Annotated in this window: 21 protein-coding genes; 13 read left to right on the top strand and 8 right to left on the bottom strand. The window is 69.3% G+C overall.

The window, feature by feature from the left end:
* The first annotated feature begins 14 nt into the window (after nucleotides 1-14).
* The 6 genes from sctJ to ABC347_RS09170 are packed head-to-tail and all read left to right on the top strand — an operon-like array spanning nucleotide 15 to nucleotide 4,305.
* Nucleotides 15-776, top strand: a complete 762-nt coding sequence (sctJ, locus tag ABC347_RS09195) for a type III secretion system inner membrane ring lipoprotein SctJ (protein WP_413245431.1) — start codon at nucleotides 15-17, stop codon at nucleotides 774-776.
* The gene (locus tag ABC347_RS09190; protein ID WP_413245430.1) at nucleotides 773-1,279 is read left to right on the top strand and encodes a hypothetical protein; all 507 of its coding nucleotides are present in this window, start codon (nucleotides 773-775) and stop codon (nucleotides 1,277-1,279) included. The genes sctJ and ABC347_RS09190 overlap by 4 nt, the downstream gene beginning before the upstream one ends.
* Nucleotides 1,276-1,899 carry a FliH/SctL family protein gene (locus tag ABC347_RS09185; protein WP_413245429.1) on the top strand — a complete coding sequence of 208 codons (624 nt, stop codon included), beginning with the start codon at nucleotides 1,276-1,278 and terminating at the stop codon, nucleotides 1,897-1,899. Before ABC347_RS09190 ends, ABC347_RS09185 begins: the two co-directional genes overlap by 4 nt.
* On the top strand, nucleotides 1,896-3,224 hold the full coding sequence (locus tag ABC347_RS09180; RefSeq protein ID WP_413245428.1) for a FliI/YscN family ATPase: 1,329 nt from the start codon (nucleotides 1,896-1,898) through the stop codon (nucleotides 3,222-3,224). The genes ABC347_RS09185 and ABC347_RS09180 overlap by 4 nt, the downstream gene beginning before the upstream one ends.
* Nucleotides 3,221-3,670, top strand: coding sequence for a hypothetical protein (locus ABC347_RS09175; RefSeq protein ID WP_413245427.1), 450 nt, complete (start codon nucleotides 3,221-3,223; stop codon nucleotides 3,668-3,670). Before ABC347_RS09180 ends, ABC347_RS09175 begins: the two co-directional genes overlap by 4 nt.
* The gene (locus tag ABC347_RS09170) at nucleotides 3,667-4,305 is read left to right on the top strand and encodes a hypothetical protein (RefSeq protein WP_413245426.1); all 639 of its coding nucleotides are present in this window, start codon (nucleotides 3,667-3,669) and stop codon (nucleotides 4,303-4,305) included. The genes ABC347_RS09175 and ABC347_RS09170 overlap by 4 nt, the downstream gene beginning before the upstream one ends.
* 564 nt (nucleotides 4,306-4,869) lie before the next feature.
* Here the strand turns inward: ABC347_RS09170 and ABC347_RS09165 are convergent.
* The 5 genes from ABC347_RS09165 to ABC347_RS09145 all read right to left on the bottom strand — a co-directional run bounded on the left by ABC347_RS09165 (nucleotide 4,870) and on the right by ABC347_RS09145 (nucleotide 8,096).
* A complete protein-coding gene (locus ABC347_RS09165; RefSeq protein WP_413245425.1) occupies nucleotides 4,870-5,064 on the bottom strand; it encodes a hypothetical protein in 195 nt (64 codons plus the stop codon).
* Between the two features lie 124 nt (nucleotides 5,065-5,188).
* Nucleotides 5,189-6,073 carry an ankyrin repeat domain-containing protein gene (locus tag ABC347_RS09160; protein ID WP_413245424.1) on the bottom strand — a complete coding sequence of 295 codons (885 nt, stop codon included), beginning with the start codon at nucleotides 6,071-6,073 and terminating at the stop codon, nucleotides 5,189-5,191.
* Nucleotides 6,074-6,122: 49 nt separating this feature from the next.
* On the bottom strand, nucleotides 6,123-7,028 hold the full coding sequence (locus tag ABC347_RS09155) for a Tle-like phospholipase domain-containing protein (protein WP_413245423.1): 906 nt from the start codon (nucleotides 7,026-7,028) through the stop codon (nucleotides 6,123-6,125).
* A gap of 80 nt (nucleotides 7,029-7,108) precedes the next feature.
* Entirely contained in the window at nucleotides 7,109-7,513 is a 405-nt protein-coding gene (locus tag ABC347_RS09150) for a hypothetical protein (protein WP_413245422.1), read from the bottom strand.
* Between the two features lie 19 nt (nucleotides 7,514-7,532).
* On the bottom strand, nucleotides 7,533-8,096 hold the full coding sequence (locus ABC347_RS09145; protein ID WP_413245421.1) for a helix-turn-helix domain-containing protein: 564 nt from the start codon (nucleotides 8,094-8,096) through the stop codon (nucleotides 7,533-7,535).
* Between the two features lie 100 nt (nucleotides 8,097-8,196).
* Here ABC347_RS09145 and ABC347_RS09140 point away from each other — a divergent pair, with 100 nt between their 5' ends.
* Nucleotides 8,197-8,661 carry a DUF6456 domain-containing protein gene (locus tag ABC347_RS09140; RefSeq protein WP_413245420.1) on the top strand — a complete coding sequence of 155 codons (465 nt, stop codon included), beginning with the start codon at nucleotides 8,197-8,199 and terminating at the stop codon, nucleotides 8,659-8,661.
* A 10-nt stretch (nucleotides 8,662-8,671) separates the two neighbouring features.
* Here ABC347_RS09140 and ABC347_RS09135 read toward each other — a convergent pair whose 3' ends face one another.
* The gene (locus ABC347_RS09135) at nucleotides 8,672-8,851 is read right to left on the bottom strand and encodes a DUF4169 family protein (RefSeq protein WP_413245419.1); all 180 of its coding nucleotides are present in this window, start codon (nucleotides 8,849-8,851) and stop codon (nucleotides 8,672-8,674) included.
* A 188-nt stretch (nucleotides 8,852-9,039) separates the two neighbouring features.
* Between ABC347_RS09135 and ABC347_RS09130 the strand changes: the two genes are divergently transcribed.
* From ABC347_RS09130 to ABC347_RS09105, 6 genes are all read left to right on the top strand, one after another.
* Nucleotides 9,040-9,822, top strand: a complete 783-nt coding sequence (locus ABC347_RS09130; protein ID WP_413245418.1) for an SDR family NAD(P)-dependent oxidoreductase — start codon at nucleotides 9,040-9,042, stop codon at nucleotides 9,820-9,822.
* A 143-nt stretch (nucleotides 9,823-9,965) separates the two neighbouring features.
* On the top strand, nucleotides 9,966-10,808 hold the full coding sequence (locus ABC347_RS09125) for a methyltransferase domain-containing protein (RefSeq protein WP_413245417.1): 843 nt from the start codon (nucleotides 9,966-9,968) through the stop codon (nucleotides 10,806-10,808).
* Between the two features lie 36 nt (nucleotides 10,809-10,844).
* Entirely contained in the window at nucleotides 10,845-11,495 is a 651-nt protein-coding gene (locus ABC347_RS09120) for a glutathione S-transferase family protein (RefSeq protein ID WP_413245416.1), read from the top strand.
* Nucleotides 11,496-11,620: 125 nt separating this feature from the next.
* Entirely contained in the window at nucleotides 11,621-12,298 is a 678-nt protein-coding gene (locus tag ABC347_RS09115) for a PEPxxWA-CTERM sorting domain-containing protein (protein WP_413245415.1), read from the top strand.
* Between the two features lie 42 nt (nucleotides 12,299-12,340).
* Entirely contained in the window at nucleotides 12,341-14,212 is a 1,872-nt protein-coding gene (locus ABC347_RS09110; RefSeq protein WP_413245414.1) for an ABC-F family ATP-binding cassette domain-containing protein, read from the top strand.
* A 140-nt stretch (nucleotides 14,213-14,352) separates the two neighbouring features.
* Nucleotides 14,353-14,946 (top strand): SOUL family heme-binding protein, encoded by a 594-nt coding sequence (locus ABC347_RS09105; RefSeq protein WP_413245413.1) that lies wholly within the window; start codon nucleotides 14,353-14,355, stop codon nucleotides 14,944-14,946.
* On the opposite strand, the gene ABC347_RS09100 is transcribed toward ABC347_RS09105, so the two are convergent.
* Together ABC347_RS09100 and ABC347_RS09095 are read right to left on the bottom strand one after the other, a co-directional pair.
* Nucleotides 14,939-16,144 (bottom strand): cytochrome P450, encoded by a 1,206-nt coding sequence (locus ABC347_RS09100; RefSeq protein WP_413245412.1) that lies wholly within the window; start codon nucleotides 16,142-16,144, stop codon nucleotides 14,939-14,941. The genes ABC347_RS09105 and ABC347_RS09100 overlap by 8 nt on opposite strands.
* A 17-nt stretch (nucleotides 16,145-16,161) precedes the next feature.
* The gene (locus ABC347_RS09095; protein WP_413245411.1) at nucleotides 16,162-17,262 is read right to left on the bottom strand and encodes a DUF3089 domain-containing protein; all 1,101 of its coding nucleotides are present in this window, start codon (nucleotides 17,260-17,262) and stop codon (nucleotides 16,162-16,164) included.
* Nucleotides 17,263-17,411: the final 149 nt, after the last annotated feature.

Here is a 17,411-nt window from a genome sequence, read left to right as displayed (position 1 = left end):
CGAGGAGAGAGCCGATGACGAGACGATCGCGCCTGTGGATGCCGCTGTTGCTGGGCGGGGCGCTGGCCCTGTCCGCCTGCGGGCAGGAAACGCTCTATTCCAAGCTGACCGAAGCGCAGGCCAACGAGATGGTGGCCGTGCTGCAAAGTGCGGGGGTGAGCGCCGCGAAGCTGGAAGCCGGGGAGAAAGGCTGGAGCATCACCGCCGACCCGGCCGACTTCGCACGGTCGATCGAGGTGCTCCACGCGCAAGGCTATCCGCGCGAGGAATTCGCGACGCTCGGCACCGTGTTCAAGAAGGAAGGCTTCGTGTCCTCGCCGGTCGAGGAACGCGCGCGGCTGCTGTACGGCATGAGCCAGGAGCTTTCCCACACGGTGAGCGAGATCGACGGCGTGGTGCAGGCGCGTGTGCACCTGGCGCTGCCCGAGGCCGAGCCGATGGCCGAAAAGGTGAAGCCGGCATCGGCATCGGTGTTCATCAAATATCGCCCCGGCTTCGCGATGGATGCGCAGGTGGGCAAGGTGAAGGCGCTGGTCGTCAACTCGGTCGAGGGACTGAGCTATGACAATGTGACCGTGGTCACGTTTCCAGCCCAGCCGTTGCCGGTGGCACGGACTGCCGGTGGATCGCGCGAAGTGGTCGCCAACCTGACCTGGGTGGCCGTGATCGGCGGGCTGGGCCTGCTGGCGAGCCTGATGTGGCCCGGCTTCCGTCGCTGGCAGCTGCGCCGCAGCCTGCCGGCGGTGCGCGGACCGATGGAGGATCGGTCGCGGTGACCGCGGCCGCCGCCGAACGGTCGCGGCTATCCGCCGTGGGCATCGACCTGATCGCATCGGCGGGCGGGCCGGGCGAGCGGCGCGCGGCGGCGTTGATGCGCCGTCTGGCGGGCGATGCCGCTGCACCCGTTCAGCTCGACGCGCTGGATCGGGTGCCGGCCTGGCTGCGGCTGCCGCATGCGGCGCAATCCCGGCTGGCGGAGCGGATCGCGTTGGTGGCGACGGGTCCGCAGCTCGCGCGATCGATCGACGGCCGGCTGCTGGGCGAGATTGCCGAGCGCGTGGGCGAGCCGGTGCTGGACGCGGTGCTGGCCGCGCCGATCGCAGGCGAGGGGCTGGCCCCCGTGCAGGCCGGCGGCCTGGCCAAGCTGGGCTTCGGCCTGATGCGGGCCGCGCTGCCGGCAGGAATGGAAGGGCTGATCGCCGCGGGTGGTGCGGTAGGCGACGCAGGATTTGCGCGCGCCTGCATCGATCGCGCGGTGGCGCTGGAGACGCATCAATGAGTTTCGTTCTGATCCACGCCGATCGCGCGGGCAGCGTGCTGGCCGACGACCCGATCGTGCCCGCGGCCGAGATCGAGCGCTTTGCCGGCGCGATCGATCTGCTGCGCGGTGCGGGCGCGGTGCGCGACGGGATCGCGGCGGAACAGGCAGCGGCGATCGCCGAGGCACGCGCAGAAGGCCATGCCGAGGGGCTGGCCGCCGGCCGCGCCGAGGCGCGCAAGGAGAGCGAGGCCGCGCTGTTCCAGCTGACGGTGAAAGCCGCGGCCGAGCGCCGCCAGCAGCATGCGGACGTGACCGCGCTGGCGATCGAGGTCGTACGCCGGATCGCCCAGGAGCTGGGCCCCGAGATGACGGTGGCCGCAATCGCAGACCGCGCGACCGCCGACCTGCTACCCGATTCGGTTGCGACGGTGCGGGTCTCGCCCGCGGCGGTGGCTGCGACCGAGCAGCGGCTGGCGAGCCGGCCGGGCCTGCGCGTGGAAGGCGACGCGGCGCTGGCCGCGACCGATTGCATCGTCGAGACTGCGCTCGGCACGACGCGGGCGGGGCTGGAGACTCAGCTGGCCGCGATCGCACGCGCCTGGGACGATGCGGCGGCGCAGCCCGAGGCCGCGGCATGACCGAGGCTGCGACCCTGCCCGATGTCGGCCGGCTGATCGAAGGCCTGCGCGGATCGGTGACGGTCGAGCGGCGCGGCCGGCTGGTCGAGGCGATCGGCACCACGCTGAAGGTGACGGGCATCGACGCGCGGATCGGCCAGGCGTGCGAGGTGATCGAGGCGGCGACGGGCCGCGCGGTGCCGGCCGAAGTGATCGGCATCGCGGGCGATGCCGTGATCCTGACCCCGCTGGCCGATGTGCGCGGGCTGGCGGCGGGCGCGGAAGTGATCGTGCGCCCCGATGCGGACAGCGTGCCTTATGGTGATGCGCTGTTGGGCCGGGTGCTGGACGGACTGGGCGAGCCGATCGACGGGCGCGGCGCGCTGCCGCCCGGGCTGGCGCGGATGCCGCTGCATGGTGCCGCGCCGCAGCCGTTGACCCGTCGGCTGATCGAGACGCCGATCGTGACCGGGGTGCGCGCGATCGACACGCTGCTGACAATCGGCACCGGCCAGCGGATGGGCGTGTTCGCGGCGGCAGGCGGCGGCAAGAGCACGCTGCTGGGGATGCTGGCCCGTTTCGCCGAGGCGGACGTGATCGTGGTGGCGCTGATCGGCGAGCGCGGCCGCGAGGTGCGGGAGTTCCTCGAAGACAATCTTGGTGACGAGGGGCGGGCGCGATCGGTGATCGTGTGCGCTACATCGGACCGGCCGGCGATGGAGCGGGTACGCGCGGCGCACCATGCCACCGCGATCGCCGAAGGATTCCGGTCCGAAGGCCGAAACGTGCTGCTGCTGATGGATTCGGCGACGCGCTTCGCCCGCGCGCTGCGCGAGATCGGGCTGGCGGCGGGCGAGCCGGCGGTGCGGCGCGGTTTTCCGCCATCGGTGTTCGCCGAGCTGCCGCGGCTGTTCGAACGCGCGGGCACCGATGCGCATGGCGCGATCACCGGCATCTATACCGTGCTGGTGGAAGATGAGGACAGCGCCGATCCGGTGGGCGAGGAAGTGCGCTCGATCCTGGATGGCCACATCATCCTGTCGCGCAAGCTGGGCGCGGCCGGCCATTATCCGGCGATCGACGTGCTGCAGAGCCTGAGCCGGCTGTTCCCGCGGCTGGCCCGGCCCGAGCACCGGGCGGCGGCGACCAGCGTGCGCGCGCTGATGGCCAAGCATGACGAGATCGCCTTCCTGGTGCAGGTGGGCGAATATCGCGCCGGGGCGGATGCAGTGTCGGATCGCGCGCTGGCCGCCAAACCCGAGATCGATGCGCTGCTGCGCCAGCCCGAGACGCTGAAGGAGCCGTTCGACACATCGATCATGCTGCTGCGCGGGGTGGGCGGATGAGCGCTGCGACCATGACGCAGATCGGCCTGCTGCAGCGCCTGCGCGACGTGCGGCTGCGCAGTGCGCAAGCGGCGCTGGCGACGGCGCGGGCGCGCAGTGCCGAGGCCGCGCGCGCGCAGGACGAGGCAGCCGAGGAGGCCCGTGCCGCGGAGCGGGCGCGGCTGGCGAAGCGCGATGCGCTGTTCGCCGATCCGGGCGAGGCCGAGCGGCGGCTGGCGCTGCTCGAGATCGCGACCGTCGATCAGGCGGCCGCAGCCGAGCGCGAGCAGGATGCGATGCTGTGCCTGACGAGCCGGTTGGTGGAGGAAGGCAAGAGCCGCGCGGTGGTGCTGTCGGCGGACGCGCGCGTGACCGCGCTGGCGACGCGCGCGGCGGAAGTGCGCCGCACGCTCAATGCGCGCGACGAGGAGCGCGCGGCGATCGAGGCAGAGGAGGCGCGGCGATGAGCCTGAGTTCGACCCCGGTGCGCACGGCAACTCCGAGCCGCAGCGCCGATCCGAGCCCACTGCCGCGTGCGAACGCGCAGCCGCCTGCCGAGGACGTGCGCGCGATGAAGGATGCGCTGACTGCGGCGCGCGAACGCCAGCGCCAGCCGCTGGGCGAGCGCGGTGCCGCGATGCTGCGCGAAGGCGTCGGCCGCGGCGAGGCGAAGGCGCTGTTCGGCAAGGACGATGCCGAGCGCTTCAAGCTGATGAAGCAGGAGCGTGACGCGCAGATGCCCGAGGAAGGCGCGCTCGGCCTGGCCGGCGCGGGCGGGCAGGGCCAGCCGCAGGCGCCTATGGTGGTGCCGCATGCGCCATCGCCGCAGACCGACCCCACCGCCTTCGCCGCGCTGATCGGACAGCTGTGGGCGCGCGAACAGGCGAAGGGCACACGCGAAGTCTCGGTCCGGTTCGGCGAACGCGCCTGGCCCGCGACCGGCGCCCGGCTGGTGCGCGCGGCGGACGGATCGCTGGACGTGGCGCTGCTGGTCGGCGGCACCGCCGGCGGCCAGGTGGAGACCACACTGCCCGACCTGCGCGAGCGACTGGCCGAACGCGGCGTGGCGGTGGGCGCGCTGGCAGTGGAGAAAGACGGCTGAAATCGTGAGAGCGGAGCACTAGTCTGCGTTCTCTATTTCAAGAAGTTCGACGTCCGCTTACCCCATGCCGAGACGGGTGAATGGTGACCCGTGCTACTTATCAAGGGCGTTCTTAAGACGTGACCTTCTCATTCTTCACCATTGATAAGCTGTTGCGGAAAAGAGCGCTGAGAACAGTAAAGGAAAGCTCTTCGGGCGAACACGTGCAGCGATCGCCCAACTGACAAGCGTGATGCTTTGTAACCAAGGCGATTATGCAGGTTGGATCAGTAATCAAACTTCATTCCGCGGCACGGCGCCGGGCGCAGATGATAGTCCGCAAAGACTGAAGGCGGCTTTTCCCTGGTTTCTTCGGTTATGGTCCAACGCCAGCCAGTACCGGAGCGGATAAATCGATTGACATATGCTGCATCCGGGAAGCGGTAGCGTTGCACAAACCCGTTCTGTTCTAGCTCGCCAAGACCAAGCGAGGGTTCGTACAGCCCGCCGAAGGTATCGGAGAATACCGATCCGATAGCCTGGGGCTTCGCGCCAGCGCCATAGGTGATTGCCGCTTCATACGGGTCAGATCCGATCGCGCGCAGGTGCAGGGGTGAAAAAGCGCCGGCCCAAATGCCATTCGCCTCGCGCGATCGACGGCGAGTCTTTGCCTTGAACCTGTCCGCTTACCCGCCAGCAACCTTGCAAGCCGGCCACCCCTGCCAGGCCCGGCGGTACGATGTAGGCCGGCGTCGCCGCCATGAGCATCAATGTGAACACGACCGTTTCCTGATTCTCCGCAAATATGCGAAGATATGCTATCGCAGCGACCGGGAGCCCAACCCCGATTCAGCAACGAAGGGCTGGAGCGACCCCCTGAACATCCGTTGGCAGCAGCAGCATATTAGCGGGTGGCGGCCCTGATCTTCTCGAGAAGCTCCGGGCGGAGCGCCGGCGCGCCGGCCTTGCGCGCGGCTTCGGGCGGCCAGGCGCCTTGCAGGGCCAGTGCGCGGATTTCGCGGGGGGTGGGGGCGGGGTCGGGCCAGCCGAGCGCGCGGACTTTGGCCTGGAGGCGCTGGCGGGCCTGGTCCTCGGCGGCGTCGGGCCGGGTCAGCGGCTGGGCGACGGCGTGGCCGAGCGAGGCGCCACCGGCATCGATCGCCCACGGATCGGCACCGCGATCGAGCAGCAGTTCGGCCAGGCGATAGCGTTCCATGTCGATCGCGGCGTGGAGCGGGCGATCGCCGAGCCGGCCGGCGAAGTTCACGTTGGCGCCATGATCGAGCAGCAGGCGGACCGCGCCTGCGGAGTTCAGCGCGATCGCGGCATCGAGCGGCATGAAATCGGCGCGGACCGGATCGGCGCTGGCCCCGGCTTCGAGCAGGCGCGCGGCGAACCAGGGTTCGGTCGCGCGGATCGCCAGGCTGAGCGGGGCTTCCTTGTTCGGGCCATCGGGCGCGGCACCGGAATCGAGCAGCGTATCGACCAGCCCCTTGTCGCACATCGCCACCGCGACGGTGAGCGGATCGACCGACTTGCGCGCGCTGACATTGGCCAGCGCCGGATCGCTGCGGAGCAGACGGCGCACGGCATCGGCATCGCGATCAAACAAGGCTTCCATCAGCGAGCGAGCGCTGGCGCCGAGATCGGGCGCGGACAGCACTGCCTGGCGATCGGGCAGGCGCGTGCCCGAAACGAAGCAGGGGCTGCCGCTGGCGGGGCTGCACGCACCGAGCATCAGCGCGGCCGACAGCAGGAAGAGCGGGGAACGGGACACATGGCCGGTCATCCCCCTCGCGCCTGCATCAAGTCAAGCCAGCAGGCGGTGTGCCGCGCGATCAGCGCAACGCCGCCACGCCGGACAGGACCCAATCCATGCCGTGCCGGCCGATCGGGTTGAGCCCTTCGAACCAGTTGACGCCTTCGGGCCGTTCGGACGGCAGTGCGTGCGACGTGCCATAGGCGGGCGGCGCATCGGCGAGGATCGCGCCGGGGATGCCGAGCAGGATGCCGCCAAGCACGCGATCGCCGCCGTTCTGCAGCGATGTGAGGATCTCGCCGGGGACATGATAGGCCTGGACGTCGGCGCTGCCGCGATCGTTGGCGGCGGCGATGGCGCGGGCCGACGCGATAGTGTCACCGTGCAGCCCGGCGGCGTTGAAGGTATCCGCCTCGCGCCCGCTGGCGATCGAGGCGGCCGACGCCAGCCCGCCGCCCAGCGAGTGGCCGGTGATCGTGACTTCGGCATCGCTGCGCGCCAGTTCCTTGCCGACGCGCAGCGCCTTGGCATAGCTTTCGGAGTTGAGGCCGAGCGCCTGCTGCGCGTTGTTCTTCCAATCCTCTCCGGCCGAACTGCCGCGGAAGGCGACGACGTAGCGCGTGTCATCGCCGCTGCCGGTGGCATAGACGCGCGCGCGGAAGCTGGAGCCGGGCTGCTCGAGCATCGCCGGGGTGAGGTTCAGCCGATCGAGATCGGATTCGCTGGCGACGCGGAAGCCGGGGGGCGGGCTGGCGACGTCGTTATAGACATCATCGGCCAGCAGGGCGGATTCGCGCGCGCGATCGGGATCGGCGGTGGACGGCGTCGGCGGCGACTGGACGGGCGCGGGGGCCGGGCCGGGGCTGGGCGAGGGGACCGGCGCGGCCCAGTCGGCGCTGTAAGGCTGGTCGCTGGGGCTGGGCAGCGCACTGGGGCTGGGCGTGGGGGGCGAGGCCCAACCGCTGGCGGAAATCGACTGGATCATCGCGCGTCTCCCGAATGGCGCGATGGTGGCCGGGCGGGTCAAGAAGGCCAATAATCGGTTCGACTAGAACGGGGCGCCGATCAGCGCAGCAGCCAGCGCGCGACGGCTTGGTAGCTGCGGGGGTGGACGCCGTCTGCCGTGGGCGTGTTCGCCAGATCGACGATATCGTCTCCGAAGCTGAAGGCGACGCGGGTGACTTCATAGGCCGCCTTGCGATTGTAGGGCAGCACCCAGAGCACGTAGCGGGCGCGGAGCGAGCGGCGGACAGTGGCGAGGCCGCGCAGCAGCGCCGGATCGGTCGGCCCGTTCGATCCGGCGGAGATCACCGCCATCGTGACCGGGCCGACGCCCTGCGCTTGGCGGGCGATGGCGGGCGCGGCCGCGCCGACCCGGGCGACGACGGCGCAGCGCGCGAGGCCGCTGGCATTGACGGCCTGGCCGGCGCCATAGGCGATGCTGTCTCCGATGAAGAGGCAGGCGGGCATGCGATGAGCTCCCGATCCGTCAAAGCGCGCGGACGAGCAGGCGCGGGATCGCGGCCCAGGGCGGATCGACGATCACCTGCTGGCGCGCGGACGGGCCGGGGGGCAGCAGATGCAGCTTGCCGCCGTCGCGCGCAAGCAGTCGGCCGAACACGAAACGGCCGCCCGGCCGAGGCAGCAGCACATCGCGGTTGAGCGCGCTACCGAGCCGTTCGGGCTCGACCCGTTCGCACCACAGCGTATCGCCGGCGCGGTAGTCGCCGACCGTCGCCTCGACCAGCAGCGCGACTTCGGCGGGGCCGGGGGCGGGCGGGGTGGAGACCTGTTCGTGGCGCGGCGCGCGGGCGCCATCGGCGGAGAGCAGCGCGATGACCGGCAGATCGGCACGCTCGGGCAGGCGGACGAGATCGGCCGCGGTGACGCCGAGCGCGCCCGCGATCCGGTTGAGCCAGCCGACCGAGACGGTGCGGGTGCCGGTTTCCAACCGGCCGATCGTCTGCGCGGTGGTGGGCGGCACGCAGGCATCGGCGACATCCTGCAACGTCATGCCCTTGGCGCGGCGGACTTCGCGGATACAGGTGATCATGGTTCGGCCTCCAGAAGAAATCGGAACCTATACGGTTATTCGCTGTCCTACAAGCGTGCCGCGATGGCATAAGCGAGCGACTCGGAAATCGGAGGCAGCGATGGGACGGATGCTGGCGGAGCGGAGCTTGGGCGAGCCGGAGGCGGGACGTGCGCGGCGATCGGTGACGGTGAATCTCGCCGAATCACCGCTCGGCTGGCTGCTGGCACGAGGCATGGTGGACCGCCGCCAGCATGAGGCGGGCGAGCGGCTGCGCGGCGACTGGGAGATGGCGGGGCTGGGCCCGCGCGTGACGATGCGCTGGGACGCGGCGCCGGCCGCGCGCGGGCGGCGCGGGCCGGATGCGCCGCTCGATCCGACGCTGGCGGGGATCGCGGCCAAGCGCCGGTTCGATGCGGCGATCGCGGCGCTGGGCGGCGGGCTGGCCGACGTGGCGTGGCGCGTGGTGTGCGCGGGCGAGGGGCTGGAGCCGGCGGAAAAGGCGCTCGGCTGGCCACGGCGATCAGGCAAGCTGGTACTGACGATGGCGCTCGACCGGCTGGCGGATCATTATGGGCTGGGCTGAGCGGGTGCGTTCAATCGGGATCGCGTTTCGATCCGTCCAGCGTGCGGGCGAGGCGTTCCGCCATAGCGGCCTCTGCCTCGCGCTCCGCCCGGGTGCGACCGTGGCGGGCGCGGGCGGCGGCGGCATCGGCTGCCGCAACGTCGCGGGCCCTGGCCTTGCGGGCGCGGCGCAGGTTGATGATCTCGGCCATGGCTGGTTTCTAGGAAACGGTCGCAAGATTGGGAAGGGTGGCGCTCGACGCTTCCGAGCCCTCGCGGAAGGCGGCGCGCGCCGGAACGCCGGACCGTCTGCAAAGGAATGACGGCGCCGGTACGCCGCAGCGGATTGCATCCGATCGCGACGCACCCACCTTACGCGTCTCATGAAGGAGTGACGTCCATGGATCTCAGGCTGAGCGGCAAGACCGCACTGGTTACCGGATCAACCGCGGGCATCGGCCTGGCGATCGCGGAACGCCTGGCCGAGGAGGGCGTCGACGTCACGATAGCCGGCCGATCGCAGGACAAGCTGGACGCAGCCGTCAAACGGATCGGCGAGAAGGGCGCGGTCCGGGCGGTCCTGGCGGATCCGGCCACCGCCGCAGGGGCCGAACAGCTGCTCGCCGCCGTGCCGGATACCGATATCCTCGTGAATAATCTGGGCATCTACGAGGCCAAGCCGTTCGCCGAAATCACCGACGCGGATTGGCATCATCTGTTCGAGGTCAACGTGGTATCCGGCGCCCGCCTGGCCAGGCATTATTTCCCGAGGATGCTGCAGCGGAATTGGGGGCGGATCATCTTCATTTCGTCGGAGAGCAGTCTCGTCATCCCCGAGGAGATGATCCATTACGGCATGACGAAGACCGCCCAGCTTGCGATCGCAAGGGGGCTGGCAGCCCAGACCAAGGGTACGGGCGTCACCGTCAATTCGGTGATGCCGGGACCGACCCGATCCGAAGGCATCGTCGATTTCGTCAAGAGCGTATTGCCGGACGCCGGATCGGAGGAGGAAGCGGAAGAGCTGTTCTTCGAAAAGATGCGGCCGCTTTCGCTGATCCGCCGCTTCATCGAAGCCGACGAGATCGGCGCGACCGTGGCGTTTCTCGCCAGCCCGCTTGCCGCGGCCACCAATGGGGCCGCGATCCGGGCCGAGGGCGGCATCGTACCGACCATAGCCTGAGGTTGCATCGAAGAGGCCGCCCGGAAGCTTCCGGTCGGATATCGTGGCACGAGTTCAGGGCCAGCAGCGGCCTGGCCAGATATCCGCTCGCGGCCCCCTTGGCTCGTCCGCCATCACGGCTTGCCTTCGCCATCGCCTCGGGCATGATCGGGCCCATGATCCTGCCCGATCGGCCGCAGCGGCACGATGATGTCGCGCTTCACTATGACGAGCTGGACCCCGTATACCGGGCGTTGTGGGGCGCGCATGTGCATCATGGCTTCTGGCGGACGGGGCGCGAGAGCGTGGCCGAGGCGACCGCGGCGCTGAGCCTGCTGGTGGCCGAGCGGCTGGCCTTGTCGGGCCCCGCATCGGTGGTGGATATCGGCTGCGGTTATGGCGAGACCGCACGACTGTTCGCCGCGCGGTTCGGCTGGGCGGTGACGGGGTTCACGCTGTCTGCGGCGCAGGCCGGGGCAGCGCCGGCGGCCGACGGTGTCGAGATCCGGGTGCGCGACTGGCTGGACAATGACCTGGTCGATGCATCGCGCGACGGTGCCTACGCGATCGAGAGCAGCGAGCATATGGAGGACAAGCCGCGCTTCTTCGCCGAAGCGGCGCGGGTGCTGAAGCCGGGCGGGCGGCTGGCGATATGCGCCTGGCTGGAAGGGCCGCGCGCGACCGCCTGGCAGAAGCGCCATCTGCTGGAGCCGATCTGTCGGGAGGGGCGGCTGCCATCGATGGGATCGCGCGCCGACTATCTTGGCTGGGCGCAGGTGGCGGGGCTGCGGCACCTTTGCGACGAGGACATATCGGCGCAGGTGGCGCGGACCTGGACGATCTGCGCCGGACGCTTCGCGCGCGCGCTGGCAACCGACCGTGCGACGCGCGCCATCGTGCGTCGCGCTGCCAACCGCGATTTCGCGCTGAGCCTGCCGCGGCTGATGCTGGCCTATCGCAGTGGCGCGATGCGATATGGGCTGTTCCTGTTCGAGCGATCGGCGTAGGTTTCAAAACACAACTAGATAAGCGGGAGAATCGATATGATCCTCTATGGCAGCTCGCTGTCGCCGTTCGTGCGCAAGGTCATCGCATTCGCTGCAGAAAAGGGCATCGAGCTGGAGGTCCGCGGCATCCCGCTGGGCAGTCCGGACCCCGAATTTCGTGCGGCGAGCCCGCTGGGCAAGATGCCGGCGCTGATCGACGGCGATTTCTCGATCCCCGATTCGACCGCGATCGTGACCTATCTGGATGCGGTCGCGCCGGGCCCCAGGCTGATTCCCGACGAGCCACGGTTGCGGGCGCGGGCCTATTGGTGGGACGAGTTCGCCGATACCGAGCTGTTCGGTTGTGGCCGGCAGATGTTCTTCAACCGGCTGATCGGACCGCTGTTCCTGAAGGTGGCGGGCGACGAGGCAGCGGCGCTGAAGGCGGAAACCGAGCAGCTGCCGAAGCTGCTGGCGTATCTGGACGGCGTCGTGCCGGACGAAGGCTATCTGCTGGGCGATGCCATAACGCTGGCCGATATCGCGGTGGCGAGCCCGTTCGCGAACCTGCGCCATCTCGACCTCGAGCCGACGATCGCGCGCTATCCGCGGGTGGCCGCCTATGTCGACAGGATCCTGGCGCGACCGAGCTTCGCCGAGATGGTGGCGAAGGAAGCACGGTTGCTGGATCGGGCGAAGGCGGCGTGACCGTCCCGATGCGGGACGGACACCTTAAGCCTCGGTTATAACAGCGTTTGAACAAGCGCCATAGTTGGTTAACCTTGACTGATTGCTGCCGACGGGCAGCGTTGGAAAAGGGGCCGATGATGTTCATGCGCATTCCGACTATCGCTCTTGCTGCCGCCGCGATGCTGGTCGGTGCGAGCCCGGCGCTGTCTGCGACCGTGATCGATTTCGATTCGCTGCCCGGCGGCGGCACCGTGGCCGATGAGACGCCGATCAGCACGCAATATGCGGCATTGGGCGTGACCTTCTCGGCATCGTTCGAGGGCGATCCCGTTTTGCCGGTGGCGACCAACTATGCCGGCGGGCCGACCGGGCCGCTCTATTCGGGCAATTATCTGGCCAATTCCTCGACCGGTAACCCGATCACCTTCCCGCCCGGCGGCGGCGTGATCCTGACCCCGCGCTACGACCTGCTGTCGATCAGCTTCGATGGCGTGGCGGACAATCTTTCGCTGAGCTTCAACAATTTCTCGCTGGTGGGGCGAACCACGTTCAGCGCTTATGATGCCGGCGGCAATCTGCTCGAGACCTTCACCACCAATGCCGGCAATGGCTGGGCGGTGCGCGCGCTGACCAGCGACGGGATCGCGCGGCTGGACCTGACGACCACCGATGGCGGCTATTATGGGCTTGATCAGCTGACGTTCGATCTGGTCTCCGCACCGGCGGTGCCCGAGCCGGCCGCGTGGGCGCTGATGATCGGCGGCTTCGGACTGGTCGGCGGGACGATGCGGCAGCGGCGGGCGATCGCGCGCCCGGCCTGATCCCGCGTTGCAGCAAGCATGGTCGCTCGCTATCTGGCGGCCATGCTCACGCTATCCGGCATCACCGTCCGCCTCGGCGGGCGGACCATCCTCGACAAGGCGACGGCGTCGCTGCCGGCGCGGTCGCGCGTAGGGCTGATCGGCCGCAACGGCGCCGGCAAGTCGACGCTGATGAAAGTCATCGCCGGGATGCTGGAAGCCGACGAGGGCGGCGTCGAGATGCCGCGCGGCGCACAGCTGGGCTATATCGCACAGGAAGCGCCGTCGGGCAGCGCAACCCCGTTCGAGACGGTGCTGGCCGCCGATACCGAGCGCGCGGCGCTGCTGGCCGAGAGCGAATCCTGCGACGACCCGCACCGGCTGGGCGACATCCACGAGCGGCTGATCGCGATCGATGCGCATGCCGCGCCGGCGCGGGCGGCGCGCATCCTGGTCGGCCTCGGCTTCGACGAGGAGATGCAGGGCCGCCCGCTCGACAGCTATTCCGGCGGCTGGAAGATGCGCGTGGCGCTGGCGGCGCTGCTGTTCTCCGAACCGGACCTGCTGCTGCTGGACGAGCCTTCGAACCATCTCGACCTGGAAGCCACGATGTGGCTCGAGAATTTCCTGCGCAGCTACCGCGCGACGATGATCGTGATCAGCCATGAGCGCGATCTGCTGAACAATGTCGTCGATCATATCCTGCACCTGGAAGGCGGGCAGACCACGCTCTACGCCGGCGGCTACGACGCGTTCGAGCGACAGCGGGCCGAGCGGCTGGCGCAACTGGAATCGGCGCGCGCGGCGCAGGCGACGCAGCGCGCCAAGCTGCAGGACTATATCGCACGCAATTCCGCCCGCGCCTCGACCGCCAAGCAGGCGCAGAGCCGCGCTAAGGCGCTGGCCAAGATGCAGCCGATCGCGGCGGTGGCCGAAGATCCGACGCTGTCGTTCGACTTTCCGAACCCATCCGAGCTGAAACCCCCGCTGGTGACGCTGGACATGGCGGCGGTCGGCTATTCGGAGACGCCGATCCTGCAGCGGCTGAACTTCCGGCTGGACCCGGACGACCGGGTGGCGCTGCTCGGCCGCAACGGCAACGGCAAGACGACGCTGGCCCGGCTGCTGGCGGCGCAGCTGCCCGCGATGGACGGGCAGATGACCGCGACCGGCAAGATGAAGGTCGGCTATTTCACCCAGTATCAGGTGGAGGAGCTGGATACATCGGATACGCCGCTGGAGCATATGACCCGGATCATGAAGGGGGCGACCCCGGCGGCGGTGCGCGCGCAACTGGGGCGGTTCGGCTTTTCGGGTGACAAGGCGCTGACGAAGGTCGGCAAGCTATCGGGCGGGGAGCGGGCGCGGCTGGCGCTGGCGCTGATCACGCGCGAGGCCCCGCACATGCTGATCCTGGACGAGCCGACCAACCATCTCGACGTGGATTCGCGCGAGGCGCTGGTGCAGGCGCTGAACAGCTATTCGGGCGCGGTGGTGCTGGTGAGCCACGACCGCCACATGCTGGAGCTGACCGCGGACCGGCTGGTGCTGGTCGATGGCGGGACCGCGGCCGAGTTTTCAGGTTCGCTCGACGATTATACGACGATGGTGCTGAAGGGCGGTTCGGGCGCGACAGGCGCCGGCGGCGATGCGCCCAAGCTTTCCAAGAAGGACGGGCGCAAGGCCGCGGCCGAGGCACGCGAGCGCAACCAGGGATTGCGCAAGGCGGTGACCAGCGCGGAGGCCGAGATGGCGAAGCTGACCGAGCAGAAATCAGCGATCGACCGGGCGATGTTCGATCCGTCTTCTGCCGCCAAGGAACTGGCGAAGCTGACGATGACAGAGCTGATGACGCGCCGCGCCGAGATCGAGGCCGGGCTGGCAGCGGCCGAGGCGCGCTGGGTGCAGGCGAGCGAGGCGCTGGAGGCGGCGTGAACCGTCCGCTGCGGCGGGGGTTGTAAGCATCGTCGCCCCTGCGCAGGCAGGGGTCCATTCGCTGACGGGCGTGCCATGCGAGAGAGACATGGGCTCCTGCCTGCGCAGGAGCGACGGATTTCAATCTGGAGGTTTCGTCGATGAATTATCGCAGGATCGGGCGCTGGGCGGCGGCGGGGTTGGGCGTGGCGGTGGCTGGCGCCGGCGTCTACTGGCTGCGCGAGAAGACGATCGAGAAGCCCCAATATCAACTGCTGACATCGGACGGCGCATTCGAGGTGCGGCGGTATCAGTCGATCCTGACCGCCGAGACGGTGCAGCGCGGTAGCCGCGACCGCGCGCTAGGCAACGGGTTCGGCGTGCTGGCCGATTACATCTTCGCCGAAAGCCGCGAGGGCGACGAGATCGCGATGACCGCGCCGGTGATTTCCGAGCAGGAGGCCGATGGCGCCTGGCGGGTGCGGTTCGTGATGCCCAAGAGCCACACGCGCGCGACGCTGCCCGAGCCGACGCCTGGCGTGGCGATCGACGAGCTGGAGAGTGCCAAGATCGCAGTGTGCAAGTTCGGCGGGCGGGTGGACGATGCGCTGCTGGCGGAGAAGACGGCGGCGCTCCGCGAATGGATCGCCGCCCAGGGGCTGAGCGCGGCGGGGCCGGTGCGCTACGCCTTTTACAATTCGCCGTTCATTCCCGGCCCGCTGCGCCAGAACGAGGTGTGGATGCCCGTCAGCTGACGGGAGCCGGCCAGACCAACGGCAGCCGATCGATCGTGTTGACCGGGCCGGCGCGGGCGGGGACGGGGTCGCCGGGCTCGACCGCGAAATCGGGGATGCGGGCGAGCCATTCCTCGAGGAAGATCTGGATTTCCATCCGCGCGAGCTGGGCGCCGGCGCAGGTGTGGTTGCCGGTGCCGAAGCTGATGTGACGCGGCGGGCGATCGAAATCGACAGCCAGCGGATCGGGGAACAGCGCGGGATCGAGATTGTGCAGGCTGGGCGACAGCATGACATGATCGCCCGCCTTCATGGCCACGCCGCGATGATCGATGTCACGGGTGAGCACGCGGCCCATGTTGCTGGTGCTGTAGCGGCGCAGCAGTTCGGCCACGACCGCGGGCAGCCGATCGGGGCGGGTGCGGATCTGGGCGCGGGCTGCGGGGTCGCGCGCCAGGAACAGCGCGACGAAGCCGAACATGGCGGCGACCGTATCGAGCCCGGCAAGTGCGACCATCGTGCAGGTCGACAGAAGCTCCGCCGGGGTAAGTGCGCGGCCATCGACTGTGGCGGCGATCAAATGGCTGATCAGATCGTCGCCCGGTGCATCGCGGCGTTCGGCGATGCGATCGGCGAGATAGGCACGCAGATCGAGATAGGCGCGGACCTTGGCATCGAGATCGGGGTGGCGAGCGAAGATCTCGGTCAGGCCGTGGAGCCAGGCGCGATCGGCCAGCGGCAGATCCATCAGCTTCAGCACGATGATCAGCGGCAGGCGGTGCGCGAAGGCCTCGATGAAATCGCAGGCACCGGCCGGGCGCACCGCTTCGATCAGCTCGACCGTAAGCTGACGGATCTCCGGTTCCAGTGCGCGGACGCGGGCGGGGGTGAGGAAGGAGAGGACTGCGCGGCGATATTCGCCATGCACCGGGGGATCGGCTTCGAGCGGGAGCATCGGTTCGCCCGGCACGCTGGGAATGGTGACGCTGGCGCTGGAGAAGAGCATCGCATCGCGGAACATGGCGGCGACATCGGCCCCTTCCGTCGGCACCCAGTGGCCGCCGTTGCGCGACGACCAGACCAGCGGCCCCGCATCACGAAAGGCCAGCCAGGCGGCCTGCGGATCATCGGCGGCGCCGGGCAGATCATAGATATCGAGATCGGTGACGAGCGCCTGCGGGACATGATCGGGAACGGTGCGGGTGGCTTCGGCCGGCATCGACGATCCTTTGCGGTCTAGCGCCGGAGCCAGGCGGCCAGGCGGGCGCTGCTGTTCTGGTGGATGTTCATCCAGGCCATCTGGAAATCATTGTTGTGCCAGTTGCCGAACGGCAGCAGCGTCTTGCGATAGGCGGCATCGCGGACCGGCGAGATCAGCAGCGCGCCATTGGCGCAGCGAGCCGAGACCAGGCCGGGATCGACGGGGCGGGCCCGCGGGCCCGCGCCATAGACCCAGCCGCCGAGATTGAGCGTGGCGGGCTGGCGGGCGGGGCCGGTCGTCCACCCCAGCGGGTTGATGCAGGCATAGGGGCCGGGGCCGAATTCCTCTGCCGCGTTGGTCAGCCGGGCAATGTTGTTGCGCTGGAGCGAGACGTCGCGCCCTTCGGCATAGGTGCTCCATGTGACGACGCAGCGCACGTCGCGTGCGCTGGCGCAGGCGCGGACCTGTTTCAGCCCGGCGAACCATTTCTGCGGGATCCAGTGGCCGAGCAGATAGCCGGCGACGAACTTGCCGGCGACCGGCTTGCCGTCGATCTCCTCGGCGATCAGCCGGCGGGCGAGGCGCGCGCCCTGGCTATGGCCGGCGATGAAGAAGGGGCGGCCATGATTGTCCTGCGCCAGATACTGGCGGAAGGCGCGGCGGACATCCTGGTAGGCGAGATCCATCGCCTTGGCGCTTTCGGGCGACCAGCGGATGAAGCCGCCCAGCACCATCTGCCGGTAGCGCGGCGCATAGACGCGGCAGCAGCCGTTGAACACGCTGGCCTGGTTGCGGATCGGCCCGACATCGGTGGCGCGGTTCAGCACCGAATCGTCGATCGGGGCATTCCAGCGCGGCTGGCCCAGGAAGGTCGTGGGATGGATGAAGAACACGTCCGCGCCGGCCAGCCGGTAATCCTGCAGCGGGAAGCCGGCAGGCGCGACATCGGCGGCATCGCGCGCGCCGGGGCGGGCGGCCCAGGCGATCGCCCTGGTGTAATCGGGGGCTTTCGGTGCGCGGCGGGCATCGAAGGGCTGCGGCGGCGGCTGGTTGTTGCGCAGGATCGTGAGCGGATCGGGGCTCTGGGCGAGCGCGGGGGCAGCGAGCAGGGCGAGGAACGCGAGACGACGGATCATCGCGCGATCTTAGGCGGGTTGCGGGGGATGTGAAGCGGGGGAAGGGACATGCTGCCATCGAAGTGGAGTGTGCGACGAGCCATCCCTCCACCATGCTGCGCATGGTCCCCCCCTCCGGAGGAAGAATTGTAGAACCCATCTGGCACAAA

Source organism: Sphingomonas canaveralia, from assembly GCF_047238125.1.
Classification (GTDB): Bacteria; Pseudomonadota; Alphaproteobacteria; order Sphingomonadales; family Sphingomonadaceae; genus JBDFMH01.
The sequence above is the reverse complement of the archived record's forward strand: the minus strand, read 5'-3'. Positions and strand labels throughout refer to the sequence as shown.

Excerpts from the sequence above, each read along its gene's own strand:
- ABC347_RS09180 (WP_413245428.1), top strand. The coding sequence starts at position 1,896 with ATGACCGAGGCTGCGACCCTGCCCGATGTCGGCCGGCTGATCGAAGGC.
- ABC347_RS09155 (WP_413245423.1), bottom strand. The coding sequence starts at position 7,028 with ATGATCCAGTCGATTTCCGCCAGCGGTTGGGCCTCGCCCCCCACGCCC.
- ABC347_RS09140 (WP_413245420.1), top strand. The coding sequence starts at position 8,197 with ATGGGACGGATGCTGGCGGAGCGGAGCTTGGGCGAGCCGGAGGCGGGA.
- ABC347_RS09095 (WP_413245411.1), bottom strand. The coding sequence starts at position 17,262 with ATGATCCGTCGTCTCGCGTTCCTCGCCCTGCTCGCTGCCCCCGCGCTC.
- ABC347_RS09125 (WP_413245417.1), top strand. The coding sequence starts at position 9,966 with ATGATCGGGCCCATGATCCTGCCCGATCGGCCGCAGCGGCACGATGAT.
- sctJ (WP_413245431.1), top strand. The coding sequence starts at position 15 with ATGACGAGACGATCGCGCCTGTGGATGCCGCTGTTGCTGGGCGGGGCG.
- ABC347_RS09160 (WP_413245424.1), bottom strand. The coding sequence starts at position 6,073 with ATGACCGGCCATGTGTCCCGTTCCCCGCTCTTCCTGCTGTCGGCCGCG.
- ABC347_RS09185 (WP_413245429.1), top strand. The coding sequence starts at position 1,276 with ATGAGTTTCGTTCTGATCCACGCCGATCGCGCGGGCAGCGTGCTGGCC.
- ABC347_RS09105 (WP_413245413.1), top strand. The coding sequence starts at position 14,353 with ATGAATTATCGCAGGATCGGGCGCTGGGCGGCGGCGGGGTTGGGCGTG.
- ABC347_RS09130 (WP_413245418.1), top strand. The coding sequence starts at position 9,040 with ATGGATCTCAGGCTGAGCGGCAAGACCGCACTGGTTACCGGATCAACC.
- ABC347_RS09175 (WP_413245427.1), top strand. The coding sequence starts at position 3,221 with ATGAGCGCTGCGACCATGACGCAGATCGGCCTGCTGCAGCGCCTGCGC.
- ABC347_RS09145 (WP_413245421.1), bottom strand. The coding sequence starts at position 8,096 with ATGATCACCTGTATCCGCGAAGTCCGCCGCGCCAAGGGCATGACGTTG.
- ABC347_RS09120 (WP_413245416.1), top strand. The coding sequence starts at position 10,845 with ATGATCCTCTATGGCAGCTCGCTGTCGCCGTTCGTGCGCAAGGTCATC.
- ABC347_RS09100 (WP_413245412.1), bottom strand. The coding sequence starts at position 16,144 with ATGCCGGCCGAAGCCACCCGCACCGTTCCCGATCATGTCCCGCAGGCG.
- ABC347_RS09150 (WP_413245422.1), bottom strand. The coding sequence starts at position 7,513 with ATGCCCGCCTGCCTCTTCATCGGAGACAGCATCGCCTATGGCGCCGGC.
- ABC347_RS09135 (WP_413245419.1), bottom strand. The coding sequence starts at position 8,851 with ATGGCCGAGATCATCAACCTGCGCCGCGCCCGCAAGGCCAGGGCCCGC.
- ABC347_RS09110 (WP_413245414.1), top strand. The coding sequence starts at position 12,341 with ATGCTCACGCTATCCGGCATCACCGTCCGCCTCGGCGGGCGGACCATC.
- ABC347_RS09170 (WP_413245426.1), top strand. The coding sequence starts at position 3,667 with ATGAGCCTGAGTTCGACCCCGGTGCGCACGGCAACTCCGAGCCGCAGC.
- ABC347_RS09115 (WP_413245415.1), top strand. The coding sequence starts at position 11,621 with ATGCGCATTCCGACTATCGCTCTTGCTGCCGCCGCGATGCTGGTCGGT.